Source organism: Streptomyces sp. NPDC087422, from assembly GCF_044744145.1.
GTDB lineage: Bacteria > Actinomycetota > Actinomycetes > Streptomycetales > Streptomycetaceae > Actinacidiphila.
In genome coordinates this window covers 49374-66250 of sequence record NZ_JBIUXT010000003.1, presented here as the reverse complement: position 1 = coordinate 66250, position 16877 = coordinate 49374, and the positions used below count along the sequence as shown (strand labels likewise).

Sequence of the window (16877 nt, the reverse complement as noted above, 5' to 3'; positions counted from 1 at the left end):
CCGGTTACTCTCGTTCCGTGTCGAACGAGACGAAGCTGACGGCGGGCGACGCCGAACTGATCCTGCGGCCCCACGACGGCTGCCGGATCGCCTCATTGAAGGTCGGCGGGACCGAACTCCTGCGCCAGGGAGACAAATTCGGCGCCTTCCTGATGGTGCCGTGGTGCGGCCGTACGGAGAACGGGGTGTTCCGCAACGGCGGCGTCACCCATCAACTCCCCGTCGACGCGCCCCCGCACGCCATCCACGGCACCGGGCGCCACACCGCCTGGCAGGAGGCCGCGCCCGCGACCGAGACCACCGCCGCGTACTACTTCGACCTCGCCGAGCCGTGGCCGTACCCCGGACGGGTGACGCACACCGTCGAGTTGGCCCCGCACTCGGTGAAGCTGACGCTCAGCGTCGAGGCGGACGCGTCCGGCGACTCCTTCCCCGCGCAGGCGGGCTGGCACCCGTGGTGGCTGCGCAACCTCGGCCAGGGCGGCCAGGACGTCGAACTGGCCTTCACCGCCGCCTGGCAGGAGGAGCGCGGCGACAACCACCTGCCGAACGGCAACCGCGTCGACCCCAGGCCCGGCCCCTGGGACGACTGTTTCGGCATGCCCGACGGCGTGGACATCACCCTCACCTGGCCCGGCGAGATGACGGTCCGGGTGACCAGCCCCTCCGAATGGGCGGTCGTCTACACCGAGCCGACCGAGGCGGTCTGTGTCGAGCCCCAGTCCGGCCCGCCGAACGGCCTCAACACCCTGCCCCGCCTGGTCACCCCGATCGACCCGCTGGAGATCAGCACGGAGTGGACCTGGCACCGGATCGGCTGAGCCCCCGGCCTGCCGGGATACTGGTCGGCATGAGTGACCAGACGCGAGACGCGCTGCTGCGGCAGATCAAGGACAAGGCCGTGGTGCACGGCAAGGTGACCCTCTCCTCGGGGCTCGAGGCCGACTTCTACGTCGACCTGCGCCGGATCACCCTGGACGGCGAGGCCGCGCCGCTCGCCGGACAGGTGATGCTCGACCTCACCGCCGAACTGGACTTCGACGCGGTGGGCGGGCTGACGCTCGGCGCCGACCCGGTGGCCACCTCGATGCTGCACGCCGCCGCGGCGCGCGGGCAGCGGCTCGACGCGTTCGTGGTCCGCAAGGCCAACAAGGCGCACGGCTTGCAGCGCCGTATCGAGGGCACCGAGGTCAAGGGCCGCCGCGTGCTGGTGGTCGAGGACACCTCGACCACGGGCGGTTCGCCGCTGACCGCGGTCGAGGCGGTACGGGAGGCGGGCGGCGAGGTGGTGGCCGTCGCCGTCATCGTGGACCGCGGCGCGGCCGGGGCGATCGCGGACGCGGGACTGCCGTACCTGGCCGCGTACTCGCTGGACGACCTGGGCCTCGCCTGAGTCGCGTGAGCCGCCTGAGCCGCGCAGCCGTGTCGCGGTCCTGAGCCGGTCCTGAGCCGGTCCTGAGTCGGCGCTGAGCGGCCTCCGAGCTTGCCCCGACCGGGTCCTGAGCGCTTTCGACCGGCTCTGACCTGCGTTTTTCCGGCCTCTGGAGTGTTTCACGTGAAACACTCCAGAGGCCGTCGTCCACTGGGTGTGCACGGAGGTGGTGTATCCGTTCGAGTCTGGGAAGATGGGGGCGACAAAGACGTCGCCACGCCAGTAAGGCCACAGCAGGACCACCCGCAGATCATGAGGAGCGGACACGATGCCCATCGCAACCCCCGAGGTCTACAGCGAGATGCTCGACCGGGCGAAGGCAGGCAAGTTCGCCTACCCGGCCATCAATGTCACCTCGTCGCAGACCCTGCACGCCGCGCTGCGCGGCCTCGCCGAGGCGGAGAGCGACGGCATCATCCAGATCTCCACGGGCGGCGCGGAGTTCCTGGGCGGTCAGTACAACAAGGACATGGTGACCGGCTCGGTCGCGCTCGCCGAGTTCGCGCACATCGTGGCCGAGAAGTACCCGATCACGGTCGCGCTGCACACCGACCACTGTCCCAAGGACAAGCTGGACGCGTACGTGCGTCCGCTGCTGAAGGTCTCGCAGGAGCGCGTGGCCGCGGGCCGCGACCCGCTGTTCCAGTCCCACATGTGGGACGGCTCGGCGGAGAACCTGGACGACAACCTCGCCATCGCCAAGGAACTGCTGGCCGAGGCCGTCAAGGCCAAGATCATCCTGGAGATGGAGATCACCCCGACCGGCGGTGAGGAGGACGGCGTCTCGCACGAGATCAACGACAACCTCTACACCACCGTCGACGACGCCTACCGCACCGTCGAGGCCGTCGGCCTGGGCGAGCAGGGCCGCTACCTGCTGGCCGCCTCCTTCGGCAACGTCCACGGCGTCTACAAGCCGGGCAACGTCGTCCTGCGTCCTGGCATCCTCAAGGAGCTCCAGGACGCGGTCGCCCAGAAGTACGGCAAGGCCAACGCCTTCGACTTCGTCTTCCACGGCGGCTCGGGCTCCACGCTCGAGGAGATCAACGAGGCGCTGGAGAACGGCGTTGTCAAGATGAACATCGACACCGACCTCCAGTACGCCTTCACCCGGCCCGTCGCGGACCACATGTTCCGCAACTACGACGGCGTCCTGAAGGTCGACGGCGAGGTCGGCAACAAGAAGACGTACGACCCCCGCGTCTGGGGCAAGGCCGCCGAGGCCGGCATGGCCGCCCGCGTGGTCGTCGCCGCCGAGAACCTGCGGTCGGCGGGCAACAAGCGCAAGTAGTCCTCCGGACGGGTTCCGGGACGGCGTTCCGGACGGGACCGGCTTCCGGACGGGACCGGCTTCCGGACGGGTTCCGGGACGGCGTACTGCACAGGATCGGCTTCCGGACGGGTTCCGGGACGGACCGCATGACGTTGTCGGTGCTCGTACGGCTGGATGTGCGGGCGGCCTCCGGGCCTCCCCGCGCGGTTTCGGGCTCGTCGCCGAAGGCCCCTGGCATCTGCCGGGGGCCTTTCCGGTGGGGGCTCGGGCAGACTGGAACGCATGGCCATCAACGAGAACCTGCTCGGGGGACCCGCCCCGACCCATCTGCCCGAAGACCCGGAGCCGCGCGAACTGCTCGCCTCCGGTACCGCGCCCGCCGAGGTCGCGGCGAAATACCCGGCCTCCTCGCTGGTCTGGGCGCAGCTCGCCGACGACGCCTTCGAGGCCGGCAGCGTCGTGGAGTCGTACGCCTACGCCCGTACCGGCTACCACCGCGGCCTCGACTCGCTGCGCCGCGCCGGGTGGAAGGGCCACGGTCCCGTGCCCTTCGAGCACGAGCCGAACCGCGGCTTCCTCCGCGCCCTGCACGCGCTGGCCCGCGCCGCCCAGGCGATCGGCGAGCAGGACGAGTACGAGCGCTGCACGGTCTTCCTGCGGGACAGCTCGCCGACCGCCGCCGACACCCTGACCTGACGGCCGGCCCGCCCTTCTTTTCCTGTTTCCCCCGCGTTCCCCCTGGGTCTCACCAGGGGGAACGTGCTTTGTCGCAGTCGTGCCACAAGGGCGGACCGACGCCTCAGCCTCCGTATCAATGTGCGATTCTGATCCGGTTGTCCACACGCAGCACGGGGTGCGACCGGCCGGGGAGCCGGGGCCTCGACGACCGCTGCGCCAGCGCAGGGGGAGTCTTGGCACAGCCACGCCGTCAACCGGGCCGACGTCGGACAAGGGGCCGCGCCGCGATAGTCGGCTCCGCCCTGGCCGTGGGACTGATCATGGTGACGGCGGGCGTCGGGTACGCCACCTGGAACCACGGCAGGAACGTCGACTCCGCCGCCGCCATCGACCACGGCCTCGGCGCCACCACGGCACCGGCCCGCGACGCCAGCGGCAGTGACGGTGACACCGGGGGCGGCACTCCGCCGTCCGCGAGGGACAAGGCGGAGCCGCCGAAGGTGCCCGTCTCCGGCACCGGTCGCTTCAGCACCGCCGACGCCAGCGGCAAGGCCACGGGACACGGCACCATCCGCCGCTACAAGGTTGAGGTCGAAGGCGGTATCGACCTGTCCGCCGCCGACGCCGCCCACGAGATCGCCGCCATCCTCGCCAACCCCCGCGGCTGGACCGCCGACGGCCACGACGGCTTCCAGCTCGTCTCCTCCGGCCGCGCCGACTTCGTCGTCAAGATCGCCACCCCCGACACCGTCGACGACATCTGCGGCGCCGCCGGTCTCCTCACCCGCGGCGAGGTCAACTGCGACGTCGGCTCCACCGTCGTCGTCAACCTCAAGCGCTGGTTGCTCGGCTCCCCCGAGTTCAAGGGCCCCATCGAGGGCTACCGCGCCCTGATCATCAACCACGAGGTCGGCCACCGCATCGGCCACGGCCACGAGGGCTGCCCGGGCCCGGGGAAGCCGGCCCCGGTGATGATGCAGCAGATCAAGGGCCTGAACGGGTGCCGAGCGAACGAGTGGCCGTACGACCCGAAGGGGACGTACGTGGGAGGTCCGGGGGTGGAGTGAGGGGGTGATCCCTCTGGCGTTGGCTCAGGGTGGCGGTGGGACGTGCGGGGGCCGTCGTGGGTGAGGTCGGGGTGGCGGTGGGACGTGCGGGGGGCCGTCGTGGGTGAGGTCGGGGTGGCGGTGGGACGTGCGGGGGAGCCGCCTTGCGCAGGCTCACCGTCCTTCCCCCTTTTTTGCCGCCCTTCCGCCTCCGGGCGCTTAGATCCGGTGTCGACGGTCCTCTTCGACGGTCGCTCGTTCCTCGCTCCCTGCTCATCGTCGCTTTCGACACCGGCGCGCCCTTCGGCTCCATGGCTACCGGCGAACCCGCCTGCGCAGCGGTGCCGGAGGGGCGGTGGCCCTTGCGCAGGGGCACCCTGGGGGGAGCCGGGCCTTGCCGGATTGGGCCGCACCGCAGATGATCTCGGCGTAGCCCGGTGATCCCGGGTCCGCTTCTGGAGGTAAGACCATGTCCGACGCACCGACCGATGAGGCGGCGACCCCGAACCTCTCGTTCGAGGGCAGCACGCCGTACGAGGACTACGTGCAGGCGTCCGTACTGACCCACTTGCAGCACCCGTTGTCCGACGAGCCCGGCGAGATGGCCTTTCTGGTCACCACGCAGGTGATGGAGCTGTGGTTCACGTTGCTGGTCCACGAATGGACCACCGCGGCGGCGGCGCTCAGGGAGGACGACCTGCCGACGGCGATGGCGGCGCTCAAGCGCAGCCTGCCGGAGCTGGAGTCGCTGAACGCCTCGTGGAAACCGATCGCCAATCTCACCCCCGCGCAGTTCAACGCGTACCGGTCGGCCCTCGGTGAGGGCTCCGGGTTCCAGTCGGCGATGTACCGGCGGCTGGAGTTCCTGCTCGGGGACAAGTCCGCGTCGATGCTGGTGCCGCACCGGGGCACCCCCAGCGCGCACGCGGAGCTGGAGAAGGCGCTGACCGAGCCGAGCCTGTACGACGAGGTGCTGCGGCTGCTCAGCCGCCGCGGCTACGCGGTGCCCGCCGAGGTGCTGGAGCGCGACCCGGCGCTGCGGTACGAGCCGCACGCGGAGGTCGAGCGGGCGTGGCAGAGCGTGTACGCGGACGCCGACCAGGACACCGAGCTGATCAGGCTCGGCGAGGCCCTGACGGATGTCGCCGAGCTGGTCTGGCGCTGGCGCAACGACCACCTGGTGGCCACGCGCAGGGCGATGGGCGCCAAGTCGGGCACGGGCGGTTCGGCGGGGGTGGCCTGGCTGGAGAAGCGCGCCACGAAGAACGTCTTTCCCGAGCTGTGGACGGCGCGCAGCCATGTCTGAGGCCGTCGCGGCAGGGGATGCCGCCCTTCAGGACCGCGCGGACGCGCTGGACGCCGCCGATCCGCTGGCCGCGGTGCGGGACCGCTTCGTGCTGGACGACACCGTCTATCTGGACGGCAACTCGCTGGGCGCGCTGTCCACCGCCGTGCTGCCCCGGCTGAGCGACGTCGTCACCCGGGAGTGGGGCGAGCTGCGCATCCGGTCCTGGGAGGAGAGCGGCTGGTGGACCGCACCCGAGCGGATCGGCGACCGGATCGCGCCGCTGGTGGGCGCCGCGCCGGGGCAGGTCGTGGTCGGGGACTCGACCAGCGTGAACGTCTTCAAGGCGCTGGTCGCCGCCGTGCGGATGGCGCCCGCCGACCGCACCGAGATCCTGGTGGACGCGGCGACCTTCCCCACGGACGGCTACATCGCCGCGTCGGCGGCCCGGCTGACCGGTCACACCGTGCGCGCGGTGGACGCGGCCGAGATCGCGGACGCGGCCGGTGACCGTACCGCCGTGGCGCTGGTCAACCACGTGGACTACCGCACCGGGCGGCTGCACGACCTGTCCGCCGTCACGGCGGCCCTGCACGCGGCGGGCGCGCTCGCGGTCTGGGACCTGTGCCACAGCGCGGGCGCGCTGCCCGTCGCGCTCGACGCGGACGGCGTGGACCTCGCGGTCGGCTGCACGTACAAGTACCTCAACGGCGGCCCCGGCGCACCCGCGTACCTCTATGTGCGGCGTGAGCTTCAGCCGCGCTTCGACTCGCCGCTGCCGGGCTGGAACTCGCACGCCGACCCGTTCGGCATGGCCCCGGAGTACGCCCCGGCGGACGGCGCGCCCCGCGGGCGGGTCGGCACGCCGGAGATCCTGTCGCTGCTCGCGTTGGACGCGGCGCTCGACGTCTGGGACGGTGTCGCCGTCGCGGATGTGCGGGCCAAGAGCCTGGCGCTGACCGACTTCTTCCTGGACTGCGTGGCCGCCTTGGTGCCGTACGGGCGCGCCGAGCCGATCACACCCGCCGACCACGCGGAGCGCGGCAGCCAGGTCTCGCTGCGCTGCGCGGGGGCGGCCGAGGTGATGCGCGAGCTGACCGCGCGCGGCATCGTCGGCGACTACCGGCGCCCCGACGTGCTGCGCTTCGGCTTCACACCGCTCTACACCCGGTACGCCGACGCCTTGCGCGCCGCCCGCGTACTGGCCGACGTCCTGGCCGGCGGACCGGGCACGCCCGTCGCGGCCCGACCCACCGCCGTACCGCAGGAAACCGACCCGCTCGACGTACCCGAAGGGACCACGTAACCGATGTCCGCTGCCGACCCCTCCACGTCCCCGCCCGCCGCCGATGCCGCCTCCGGGCGACGGGCGGCGGCCGAGGAGGCGTCGGCGTTCGGCCACGCTCCGGTGCCGCCGGACGCCACCGCGTCCTACGGCGACCACCCCGACCAGGTGGTCGACTTCTACCGGCCCGCCCCCGCCGAAGGCGCCCCCACCGGCCGTCCGGCCCCGCTGGTGGCCCTCTTCCACGGGGGTGCCTGGCGCGCTGCCCACGACCGCGCCCACGTCTCGCCGCTCGCGGCCCACCTCACCACCCACGGCTACGCCGTCGCGTCGGTCGAATACCGCCGCGGCCCGGCCCTTGAGGCGCCGCAGGAAGGCCGCGACGGCTCGGACCCCGCGCCCGACGCGCTGCCACCGGCCGGGCGCTGGCCCGACACCTTCGACGACGTGGCCGCCGCCCTCGACGCGCTGCCCGCGCTCGCCGTGCGGGCGCTCGGCGCCGACGTGGTCGACCCCCGCCGCACCGTCCTGACCGGCCACAGCGCGGGCGGCCACCTCGCGCTGTGGGCCGCCGCCCGTCATGTCCTGCCCCCTGAATCCCCCTGGCACCGCCCCTCACCTCCCCCCGTACGCGGCGTCGTGGCCCTCGCCCCGATCGCCGACCTCACCTCGGCGATCCGGCTGGGTGTCTGCTCCGGCGCGGTCGTCGACCTGCTGGGCGGACCCGAGCACCTGACGGCACGTCTGCCCGACGCCGACCCCGCCGCGCTGCTGCCCACCGGTATCGCCACAACCATCGTGCACGGCACCACTGACAATGAGGTTCCGTCGCAGGTCAGCCAGGCTTTCGCCCGTGCCGCGGCGGTCGCGGGCGAGGAGGTCGTCGCCGCGTGGCTGCCCGGCACCGGCCACTTCCCGCTGATCGACCCGTCCACGGCGGCCTGCGCGGCCGTCGCGGACGAGATCGCCCAACTCGCCTGGTAGCCGGGGCTGCCCGGCAGCGCGAAGGCCCCCGCCCGGTTCGACCGGGCGGGGGCCTTCGTGTGCGTGCGGTGCGGAGGGGGTCAGCGGGAGCGCTTGGCCAGCCGCTCGACGTCCAGGAGGATCACGGCGCGGGCCTCCAGGCGGAGCCAGCCGCGGCCCGCGAAGTCCGCGAGGGCCTTGTTGACGGTCTCGCGCGAGGCGCCGACGAGCTGGGCCAGCTCTTCCTGCGTGAGGTCGTGGACGACGTGGATGCCCTCTTCCGACTGCACGCCGAAGCGGCGGGAGAGGTCGAGCAGCGCCTTGGCGACGCGGCCGGGGACGTCGGAGAAGACCAGGTCGGACATGACGTCGTTGGTGCGGCGCAGGCGGCGGGCGACGGCGCGCAGCAGGGCGGTGGAGACCTCGGGCCGTACGTTCAGCCAGGGCTGGAGGTCGCCGTGGCCCAGGCCGAGCAGCTTCAGCTCGGTCAGCGCGGTGGCGGTGGCGGTGCGCGGGCCGGGGTCGAAGAGCGACAGCTCGCCGATCAGCTCACCGGGGCCGACCACGGCGAGCATGTTCTCGCGGCCGTCGGGCGAGGTGCGGTGCAGCTTGACCTTGCCTTCGGTGACGACGTACAGCCGGTCCCCGGGGTCACCCTCGTGGAACAGCGAGTCGCCACGCGCGAGCGTGACCTCCGTCATGGAGGCGCGCAGTTCAGCGGCCTGCTCGTCGTCGAGCGCCGCGAAAAGCGGGGCACGGCGCAGAACGTCGTCCACGAGCTCTCTCCTTGTCGACATCGCTGGGATTTCCCCATGATGCATGACGTCTCAAACAGTGCGATCAATCACAAGGATGTCTTATCCAGGCCCGTAGCCGTGCTCCGGGGGTCCGATTGGGGGTCCGATCGGGGTCCGTAAACGGCTCAGGAAGGGCCGAACGGGTGGCCCCTGAGCCGGATTCCGCTATGAGCGAACAACATAACGGCTGGGGCGTCGGAGTGGGCCCTTCGCGCGCGGCCGTACGAATTTCGTACGAATTCCTGCGCGCCGGACGGCTCGAACGCCCGCGTCGGCGCGGGTTTACCGGACCTTCGCGGATTTACGGCACCGGCACCGGTTCAGGCGCCGGTGCCTGCGCCGCGGCGGACGCTCCCTCGTGGGCGCCCTCGTGGGCGGCCTCCGGTACTTCCGTCCCCGGTGCCGTCGTCAGGTAGCGCGCGGCCACCGACCGGTTGTATTTGGTGAACATCGCACCCAGCGTGCGCCGTTCCTCCTCGGTCCAGCCGTCGAGCAGTCCGGCCAGGCTCTCCGCGCGCCGGGCGCGTACCTCCTCCATCCGCCGCAGCCCCTCGGCGGTCGGCGTGACGATGCTGCGCCGCCGGTCGGTGGGGGCGGGGGAGCGGGCGACCAGGCCCTGGGCCTGGAGCGCTGCCGCCTGGCGGCCGGCCGTCGAGGGGTCGAGGCCGAGCGCGGCGGCGAGCGAGTTGATGTCCTGCGGGCCGCCCCCGGCCAGGGTGCGCAGCAGCAGGTACTCGGCCCGGTCCAGGGTGTCGTGGATGTCGGTGCGCCGGTAGAACAGCTCGAAATTCCTGACGAGCACGGCGGTCTGATGCTCGATCACATCGAGCGCGGCGGAGGTCCCCTCGGTCCCCTCTGCCTTCTCGGTCCCTGCCACGGCCACTCCAGATCCAGATATCGGTACGATGCACGTGTTAATATCGGCATCATACCGATGAATTCGGCGAGGCCGAGCGGGAGGGGATGCGGTGGGGTCGAGCGGCTGGACGCGCGAGGTCTGGGACCGGATAGTCGGATCGGACCCGGGCCTGCAAAGACTCCGCACGGCGTTCGGCGCGGCGGTCGCCATGAGCACCACCCTGGCGATCGAGTACGGCTACGGGCGCGCCACGCACGCGGGCCCCCAGGGCACCCTCGTCGGCATGCTGCTGGGCACCGTCATGGCGATGATGGGCTCGATGGCGCTGGACGGCACCCAGGTGCTGCCGAAGATCCGCACGGCCGTGTTCTTCCCGGTCGCCATCGGCACCGGCATGGTCATCGGCGTCTCGGTGGCCGGGCACACCGACGCGATGCTCGCGGTCTTCGTCGCCGTCATGTTCGTGGCCGTCTTCATCCGCCGCTTCGGACTGCCGTACTTCTTCTACGGCTTCATGATCTGGATGGGCTACTTCTTCGCCGCCTTCCTCGACGCCCGCCTCGCGCAGCTCCCCGACCTGCTCGCCGCGGTCGGCATCGCCACCGGCTGGGTCCTGCTGCTGTCCACCACCGTGCTGCGCGCCCACCCCCAGCGGACGCTGACCCGCGTCCGCCGCGCCTTCGGCGCCCGTGCCGGGGCCGTCGCCCGGGTCTGCGCCGACCTGCTGGAGACCGACCCCGAGGACGTGCGGCGGCTGGCCCGGCTCCGCCGCGAGCTGCACTCGCGCCAGCTCAGGCTCGCCGAGACCGCGCTGGTCATCGAGGGCTGGTCGGCCCACCCCGGCACCCTGCCGCCGGGCCGGTCCGCGGCCGGAGTACGCCGCAGGACGCTGGACGCACATCTGGCGGTGGACGCCGTGGCGACCGCGGCCGACGCGCTCGCGGGCACCGGAGGGCGCCTCGCGCCCGAGGCCGCGGCCATCGCCGCGCACCTGGCGCGCAGCGAATACGCGGCGGCCGAACGGCGGGCCAGGGACGTACTGTCACTCGTCGACTCCGACGACCCGGTGACGGCCGCGCGCGCCGAACCCGCCACAGATTGCTTCGCCTATCACCTGGCCACCGCCGCCTGGGAGTTCACGGTGCTGGTCAGGGAGGTCAGGCGCGCCGCGGAGGCGGACGTCGGACGATCCCACAACGGAAGCGGGCACAAGGTGCGGCGCCCGAAGGCCGCACAAGGCGCGGCAGACGGCCCCGGCCGCGACACCCGTCCCGCTCACGGCACCCACAACGACGCTCTCGACGCCCCCGCCGACTTCGCCCCCGCCGTGACCCTGGCCATGGGCGGGCTGCCCGGCTCCGCCGCGGTCGCGGGCGGTGTCTCGGCGCGCGGCGGCTGGCGGCGGCTCAGCGGCCTCTCGCTGACCACCCGGCAGGCGATCCAGGTGGCCGTCGCGGGCACCCTGGCCATCGTCATCGGCCGCGAGCTGTCGGAGGCCCGCTACTACTGGGCGGTGATCGCCGCCTTCATCGCCTTCACCGGCACCGCCACCCGCTCGGAGACCTTCATCAAGGCGACCAACCGCGTCGTCGGCACCCTGCTCGGCCTCGGCGCGGGCATCGGCCTCGCGCACCTGACCGCGGGCCACACCCTGTGGGTGATCGCGGTCATCGTGCTCAGCATGTCCTGCGGCTTCTACCTGGTCAGCCTCTCCTACGCGGCCATGATCTTCTTCGTCACGATCATGGTGTCGCAGCTCTACACCCAGCTCCACGAGTTCTCCGCCGGTCTGCTGATGCTGCGTCTCGAAGAGACCGCCATAGGCGCCGCCATCGGCATAGCGGTCGCCCTGGTCGTCCTGCCGACCAGCACGCGCGACACCGTCAGCAGCGCGCGCGGCAGCTACTTCGCTGCCGTGGGCGAGCTGCTGCATGCCGCCGCCGCGCGCCTGGAGCACGACGGCCGCCCCGACCGCGAGGACGGGTCCGCAAGCCCCGACGGCGCCGACCTCGACGCCCTGGTGCGCGTGGTGGACCACCGCCTCCAGCAGCTCGCCCTGGTGGCGCGCCCGCTGACCCGCCCCCTGGTGTGGGGCAACGACCCGCGCCTCGTACGGCACCGGCTCACCCTCTACGCGGCCGTCACCCGGCAGACCAGGGCCCTGGCGCTCGGCCCGCGCCGCTCACCCGGCCTCGCGCCCGCGCCGCACCTGGCGGAGGCCAGCCGCGCGCTCGGCCACGCGGCCACCGCCCTGGCGCTCGCGCCCGCCCCGCAGGGCCGGCCCGCCGCCGAGGTCGCCCGCGCCCTGCGTACCGCCGACGCGGCGCTTCTGACCAGGCTCCCCGCCGCCGGTACGGTGCTGCCGCCGGTCACCAGGCCGCTGCTGCGGCTGCGGCAGCTCCTGCACGAACTGGCCGTACTCCCGCCGGGACACGGCGTCGGCCGCGGCTTCACCGGGCGCGGCGCGGGCCCCGCCGACACTTCGCGGATCGTCACCGGCTCCCATGCCGCCCTGCCCGTACGGGACACGCCGCACGGCGTGACGGCGGGTGCCGCGGGGGAGCGCCCCGGACCGGGGGACGACCTCCCGCACGCGTCCGGCGCGGCCGGTGACGGCGCGCCCCGCCGCCCCTGAGCCGCCGGTCCCGGCCGCGCGACACCGCGCCCCGATCGTTGTGGCGCCCTGTGTCGGCGGCGGCCCGTAGGCTGGCGGCATGGCGACGAGTGGTGCGGTGGTCAAGAAGATCAAGAAGGCGAAGGTCGCGCAGACGCATGCGGGACTGGTACGGCAGGCGCGGCGGATCAACCGCGAGCTGGCGGAGGTTTATCCGTACGCGCATCCAGAGCTGGACTTCGAGAATCCCTTCCAGCTCCTGGTCGCCACGGTGCTGTCCGCGCAGACCACGGACCTGCGGGTGAACCAGACGACGCCCGCGCTGTTCGCGAAGTACCCGACGCCCGAGGACATGGCGGTGGCCGACCCCGAGACGCTGGAGCAGATCCTGCGCCCGACGGGCTTCTTCCGCGCCAAGGCGAAGTCCGTGCAGGGGCTCTCGGCGGCGCTGCGGGACCGGTTCGGCGGTGAGGTGCCCGGCCGTCTCGAGGACCTGGTGACCCTGCCGGGCGTCGGCCGCAAGACGGCCAATGTCGTACTCGGCAACGCCTTCGGTGTCCCCGGCATCACCGTGGACACCCACTTCGGCCGCCTCGCCCGCCGCTTCGGCTGGACCGAGTCGCAGGACCCGGAGAAGGTCGAGGAGGACGTCGCCGGGCTCTTCCCGAAGTCGGACTGGACGATGCTGTCGCACCGCGTCGTCTTCCACGGCCGCCGTATCTGCCACGCCCGCAAACCCGCCTGCGGCGCCTGCCCGATCGCCCCGCTCTGCCCGGCCTACGGCGAGGGCGAGACGGACCCGGAGAAGGCGGAGAAGCTGCTCAAGTACGAGAAGGGCGGCGCCCCCGGACAGCGCCTGAAGCCCCCGCCGGACTACCCGGGCCAGCCCGCGCCCCCGCTGGCGGCCTCATGACCCACGCGCGGGGGGCGGGCACCGGAGCGGACACGGGTGCCGGGCCGGAGACGGGCGCGGGCTTCGGCGCGGACCCGCGAGCGGGCCTCGGCGCCGACGCGCGAGCCGGCTTCGGCGCCGACGCCGGAGAAGGCACCGGGGTCGAGATCAGCACGGCCGGGCTGCCGCGGTGGCTCGAACCGGTGGCCGACGCCGTCGCCGGGGTCCGGCCGGAACAGCTCAGCAGCTTTCTGCCGCCCGAAGGCGGCGGCCGGCAGTCCGCCGTCCTGATCCTGTTCGGGGACGGCGACCGGGGCCCCGAGATGCTGCTCATCGAGCGGTCGAGGGCGCTGCGTTCGCACGCGGGCCAGCCCTCCTTCCCCGGCGGCGCCCTCGACCCCGAGGACGGCGACCCGGACGGCGACGGACCGGTGCGCGCCGCGCTGCGCGAGGCCGAGGAGGAGACCGGCCTCGACCCGACGGGCGTCCAGGTCTTCGGCGTGCTGCCGCGGCTCTACATCCCGGTCAGCGGCTTCGTCGTGACCCCCGTGCTCGGCTGGTGGCGCAGGCCCACCCCGGTCGGCGTGGTCGACCCGGCCGAGACCGCGCGCGTCTTCCGGGTGCCTGTGGCCGATCTCACCGACCCCGCCAACCGCGCGACCCTGACCCACCCCAGCGGCTTCCTCGGCCCGGCCTTCCTGGTCGAAGGCGCGCTGGTCTGGGGTTTCACCGCGGGGCTGATCGACAGGATCGTGCAGTTCGCGGGCTGGGAGCGGCCCTGGGACCGCGACCGCAAGGTGCCGCTCGCCTAGGGCGTGTCCGCGCCGTACCCCGCCTCTGCGGGGCTTGTACGGCGGTCCTCGGGGGCGCGTGCCGAGGCGCGTACGGCGGTCCCCGGGGGCGCGTGCCGGGGCTCCGCCGAGGGGTGTCCAGGGCGTGTCCGGGGCGAGTTCGGCCCCCTGGTGCCGGTCATCGGCCGTACCGCGCAGGTCACCTGGGCCGTACGGTGCCGTCGGGCGGGGCGGCCATGAGACCGTGTCCAGGTGAACGTGCTGGACTTTCTGCTCATCCTCGCCGCCGTCTGGTTCGCCGTGGTCGGTTACCGGCAGGGCTTCGTCGTCGGAGTCATGTCGGTGGTCGGCTTCCTCGGCGGCGGTCTCGCCGCGATCTATCTGCTGCCGCTGTTCTGGGACAAGGCGACGGACCACTCCTCGCCGGGCTCGGTCGCGGTGATCACCGCCGTGGTGGTCGTCATCGTGTGCGCGTCGGTGGGGCAGGCGTTCACCACGCACCTGGGCAACAAGCTCAGGACCCGCATCACGTGGTCGCCCGCCCGCGCCATCGACGCGGGCGGCGGCGCGCTGGTCAATGTGCTCGCCATGCTGCTGGTGGCCTGGCTGATCGGCAGCGCGCTGGCCACCACCGCGCTGCCGACGATAGGCCGCGAGGTGCGCTCGTCCAAGGTGCTGCTCGGCGTCTCCAGGGTGGTGCCGCAGGAAGCCGACACCTGGTTCACCGACTTCAGCTCCACCCTCGCGCAGAACGGCCTGCCGCAGGTCTTCGGGCCCTTCGGGTCCGAGCCGATCACCTCGGTGCCCCCTCCCGACCCGAACCTCGTGCACAGCGCCGTCGTCACCGACGCCCGCCGCAGCATCGTCAAGATCGTCGGCACCGCGTCGGGCTGCGGGAAGGTCCTCGAAGGGTCCGGCTTCGTCTTCGCCAAGGACCGCGTGATGACCAACGCGCACGTCGTCGGCGGCGTCTCCGAGCCCACCGTGCAGATCGGCGGCAAGGGCCGCCTGTACGACGCCCGCGTGGTCCTCTACGACTGGCAGCGCGACATCGCCGTCCTGGACGTGCCGCGCCTGAACGCGCCGGCGCTCACGTTCACCAGCGGCGACGTACAGTCCCGCGACGACGCCATCGTGGCCGGTTTCCCGGAGAACGGCGCCTTCGACGTACGCGCCGCCCGCGTCCGCGGCCGTATCGAGGCCAACGGCCCGGACATCTACCACCGCGGCACCGTCCACCGCGACGTCTACTCGCTGTACGCGACCGTCCGCCAGGGCAACTCCGGCGGCCCGCTGCTCACCACGAACGGGCAGGTGGCGGGCGTCGTCTTCGCCAAGTCACTCGACGACTCGAACACCGGTTACGCGCTCACCGCCGACGAGATCCGCCCGGACATCGCGGCGGGCACGGCGGCGAGCCGGCAGGTCGACACGGAGAACTGCGCGCTGTGAGGTGACCGACGGACGGCCCGGCGTACCTGTCGGCCGGGCCGTCCGTCGGCCGGGCGGTCACTGCGCCCTGGCGTGCCGCAGCCGGGCACCGACCCAGCGGGCCCGGCGCCGCAGGATGCGCGGGATTCCGATCTGGGGCTCCCCCGGCGGGAGCACGGCCAAGGGCGCCCCGCTGTTGACGGAGACGGAAGTGTTACGGCGATTGCGTGATACGTCACGGTAGTCGTGCGTCCAACCCATACGAAGCTAAGTGCCCGCAGCCCTTGGTCGGTAATCGCCCTTCGGTCGCCCGGTTGGCGTATGCGTCCGGCATTTTGCGGATCATATGACCGACACGCGGACGCCTGATGCGTACGGGGCGGGCGCGCTGGCAGAGGGACACCTGATGGGGGGTCAGAGCCTCGCTGAGGGTGAGTCAGTTACGGCGCGAGGCCGTGCGGAGGCGGCGGCTTGGGCCCGTCGGGAGCGTACGGCTCAGCGGTCCGGCTCCGGGTCCTTCAGCCAGTTGATCAGCTCGGTCGAGAACGCGGCCGGGTCCTCCTCGTGCGGGAAGTGCCCCAGGCCGTCGAAGAGCCGCCAGCGGTACGGCGCCTCGACGTACTCCCCGCTGCCCGCCGCGCTGCGGCTGCGGATCGCCGGGTCGAGCGAGCCGTGCAGGTGCAGCGTCGGCACCCGGACCGGCCGCTTCATCCGCCGGTTGAACTGGATGCCGTCGGGCCGCGCCATCGACCGCACCATCCAGCGGTACGGCTCGACCGCGCAATGCGCCGTCGAGGGGATCTGCATCGCGCGCCGGTAGACGTCCACGGCCTCGTCGTCCGGCAGCCGCGGCCCCGACCACTGGTGGATCAGCCGGCCGACCAACTCCGCGTGGTCCGCCACCAGGTGACGCTCCGGCAGCCAGGGCGACTGGAAGCCCCAGATGTACGCGCCCGACTTGCTGTGCCGCAGATCGGTCAGCATCGCGTTGCGCCAGCGGCGCGGGTGCGGCATGGACTCGACCGCGAGGCGGCGTACGAGCTTGGGCCGCATCGTCGCGGCCGTCCACGCCAGGTAGCCGCCGAGGTCGTGGCCGACCAGCGCGGCGTCCGGCTCGCCCAGCGACCGGATCACCCCGGTGACGTCGAGCGCGAGGTTGCCCGCGTCGTAACCGCGCGGCGTACGGTCGCTGCCGCCCACCCCGCGCAGGTCCATCGCCACCGCGCGGAAACCGGCCTCGGCGAGTGCGGGCAGTTGGTGCCGCCAGGTCCACCAGAACTGCGGGAAGCCGTGGAGCAGGAGGACGAGCGGGCCGTCGCCCATCTCGGCGATGTGGAAGCGGGCGCCGTTCGCGGCCACGTCACGGTGGGTCCACGGCCCTTCGAGGCGGGGGACGGAACCGCCGCCGCCCGCACCTGACGGCCCGGTTCCCGGCCCGTTCCCCGAGCCGTTCCGCGACTCTTCTCCCGAACCGCTTCCACTGTCGTTTCCCGTGGCACTGCCCGACCTGCCGACGACCCTCATGGTGGAG

General features: G+C 72.7%; 16 protein-coding genes. 12 read left to right on the top strand and 4 right to left on the bottom strand.

What is annotated here, in order from left to right; translation table 11 throughout:
- Nucleotides 1-17: 17 nt before the first annotated feature.
- The 8 genes from ACIO6U_RS10045 (at nt 18) to ACIO6U_RS10010 (ending at nt 7983) form a co-directional block, all read left to right on the top strand.
- Nucleotides 18-821 (top strand): aldose 1-epimerase, encoded by an 804-nt coding sequence (locus ACIO6U_RS10045; RefSeq protein ID WP_355346213.1) that lies wholly within the window; start codon nt 18-20, stop codon nt 819-821.
- Between the two features lie 29 nt (nt 822-850).
- Nucleotides 851-1393, top strand: coding sequence for an orotate phosphoribosyltransferase (gene pyrE, locus ACIO6U_RS10040; RefSeq protein WP_355346210.1), 543 nt, complete (start codon nt 851-853; stop codon nt 1391-1393).
- A gap of 307 nt (nt 1394-1700) precedes the next feature.
- Nucleotides 1701-2723: a class II fructose-bisphosphate aldolase gene (fbaA, locus tag ACIO6U_RS10035; RefSeq protein ID WP_355346207.1), complete on the top strand. Its 1023-nt coding sequence runs from the start codon at nt 1701-1703 to the stop codon at nt 2721-2723.
- A 264-nt stretch (nt 2724-2987) separates the two neighbouring features.
- Nucleotides 2988-3401: a DUF3151 domain-containing protein gene (locus tag ACIO6U_RS10030; RefSeq protein WP_355346204.1), complete on the top strand. Its 414-nt coding sequence runs from the start codon at nt 2988-2990 to the stop codon at nt 3399-3401.
- 290 nt (nt 3402-3691) lie between these two features.
- Complete coding sequence (locus ACIO6U_RS10025; RefSeq protein WP_401305913.1) at nt 3692-4450, top strand: DUF3152 domain-containing protein; 759 nt, start codon at nt 3692-3694, stop codon at nt 4448-4450.
- A gap of 448 nt (nt 4451-4898) precedes the next feature.
- Nucleotides 4899-5735 carry a tryptophan 2,3-dioxygenase family protein gene (locus ACIO6U_RS10020; RefSeq protein ID WP_355346201.1) on the top strand — a complete coding sequence of 279 codons (837 nt, stop codon included), beginning with the start codon at nt 4899-4901 and terminating at the stop codon, nt 5733-5735.
- A complete protein-coding gene (gene kynU, locus ACIO6U_RS10015; RefSeq protein WP_401717267.1) occupies nt 5728-7020 on the top strand; it encodes a kynureninase in 1293 nt (430 codons plus the stop codon). The genes ACIO6U_RS10020 and kynU overlap by 8 nt, the downstream gene beginning before the upstream one ends.
- Before the next feature lie 3 nt (nt 7021-7023).
- Nucleotides 7024-7983 carry an alpha/beta hydrolase fold domain-containing protein gene (locus ACIO6U_RS10010; protein WP_391041556.1) on the top strand — a complete coding sequence of 320 codons (960 nt, stop codon included), beginning with the start codon at nt 7024-7026 and terminating at the stop codon, nt 7981-7983.
- A gap of 80 nt (nt 7984-8063) precedes the next feature.
- Here ACIO6U_RS10010 and ACIO6U_RS10005 read toward each other — a convergent pair whose 3' ends face one another.
- Entirely contained in the window at nt 8064-8738 is a 675-nt protein-coding gene (locus ACIO6U_RS10005) for a Crp/Fnr family transcriptional regulator (protein WP_033174884.1), read from the bottom strand.
- A gap of 322 nt (nt 8739-9060) precedes the next feature.
- A complete protein-coding gene (locus tag ACIO6U_RS10000) occupies nt 9061-9636 on the bottom strand; it encodes a MarR family winged helix-turn-helix transcriptional regulator (RefSeq protein ID WP_401717263.1) in 576 nt (191 codons plus the stop codon).
- Nucleotides 9637-9826: 190 nt separating this feature from the next.
- Here ACIO6U_RS10000 and ACIO6U_RS09995 point away from each other — a divergent pair, with 190 nt between their 5' ends.
- The 4 genes from ACIO6U_RS09995 (at nt 9827) to ACIO6U_RS09980 (ending at nt 15367) form a co-directional block, all read left to right on the top strand.
- Nucleotides 9827-12253 carry an FUSC family protein gene (locus ACIO6U_RS09995; protein ID WP_401717260.1) on the top strand — a complete coding sequence of 809 codons (2427 nt, stop codon included), beginning with the start codon at nt 9827-9829 and terminating at the stop codon, nt 12251-12253.
- A 79-nt stretch (nt 12254-12332) separates the two neighbouring features.
- Nucleotides 12333-13145: an endonuclease III gene (nth, locus tag ACIO6U_RS09990; protein WP_355346183.1), complete on the top strand. Its 813-nt coding sequence runs from the start codon at nt 12333-12335 to the stop codon at nt 13143-13145.
- Nucleotides 13142-13936, top strand: a complete 795-nt coding sequence (locus ACIO6U_RS09985; protein WP_401717257.1) for an NUDIX hydrolase — start codon at nt 13142-13144, stop codon at nt 13934-13936. The genes nth and ACIO6U_RS09985 overlap by 4 nt, the downstream gene beginning before the upstream one ends.
- Before the next feature lie 231 nt (nt 13937-14167).
- The gene (locus ACIO6U_RS09980) at nt 14168-15367 is read left to right on the top strand and encodes a MarP family serine protease (RefSeq protein WP_401305924.1); all 1200 of its coding nucleotides are present in this window, start codon (nt 14168-14170) and stop codon (nt 15365-15367) included.
- Between the two features lie 57 nt (nt 15368-15424).
- Here ACIO6U_RS09980 and ACIO6U_RS09975 read toward each other — a convergent pair whose 3' ends face one another.
- Together ACIO6U_RS09975 and ACIO6U_RS09970 are read right to left on the bottom strand one after the other, a co-directional pair.
- Nucleotides 15425-15607: a hypothetical protein gene (locus ACIO6U_RS09975; protein WP_223187240.1), complete on the bottom strand. Its 183-nt coding sequence runs from the start codon at nt 15605-15607 to the stop codon at nt 15425-15427.
- Between the two features lie 234 nt (nt 15608-15841).
- Nucleotides 15842-16870: an alpha/beta fold hydrolase gene (locus ACIO6U_RS09970; protein ID WP_391158230.1), complete on the bottom strand. Its 1029-nt coding sequence runs from the start codon at nt 16868-16870 to the stop codon at nt 15842-15844.
- Between the last annotated feature and the right edge of the window lie 7 nt (nt 16871-16877).

Coding starts and splice junctions, on each gene's coding strand:
- pyrE (WP_355346210.1), top strand. CDS start 851: ATGAGTGACCAGACGCGAGACGCGCTGCTGCGGCAGATCAAGGACAAG.
- ACIO6U_RS09975 (WP_223187240.1), bottom strand. CDS start 15,607: ATGGGTTGGACGCACGACTACCGTGACGTATCACGCAATCGCCGTAAC.
- nth (WP_355346183.1), top strand. CDS start 12,333: ATGGCGACGAGTGGTGCGGTGGTCAAGAAGATCAAGAAGGCGAAGGTC.
- ACIO6U_RS09985 (WP_401717257.1), top strand. CDS start 13,142: ATGACCCACGCGCGGGGGGCGGGCACCGGAGCGGACACGGGTGCCGGG.
- kynU (WP_401717267.1), top strand. CDS start 5,728: ATGTCTGAGGCCGTCGCGGCAGGGGATGCCGCCCTTCAGGACCGCGCG.
- ACIO6U_RS10030 (WP_355346204.1), top strand. CDS start 2,988: ATGGCCATCAACGAGAACCTGCTCGGGGGACCCGCCCCGACCCATCTG.
- ACIO6U_RS09970 (WP_391158230.1), bottom strand. CDS start 16,870: ATGAGGGTCGTCGGCAGGTCGGGCAGTGCCACGGGAAACGACAGTGGA.
- ACIO6U_RS10020 (WP_355346201.1), top strand. CDS start 4,899: ATGTCCGACGCACCGACCGATGAGGCGGCGACCCCGAACCTCTCGTTC.
- fbaA (WP_355346207.1), top strand. CDS start 1,701: ATGCCCATCGCAACCCCCGAGGTCTACAGCGAGATGCTCGACCGGGCG.
- ACIO6U_RS10010 (WP_391041556.1), top strand. CDS start 7,024: ATGTCCGCTGCCGACCCCTCCACGTCCCCGCCCGCCGCCGATGCCGCC.
- ACIO6U_RS09995 (WP_401717260.1), top strand. CDS start 9,827: ATGAGCACCACCCTGGCGATCGAGTACGGCTACGGGCGCGCCACGCAC.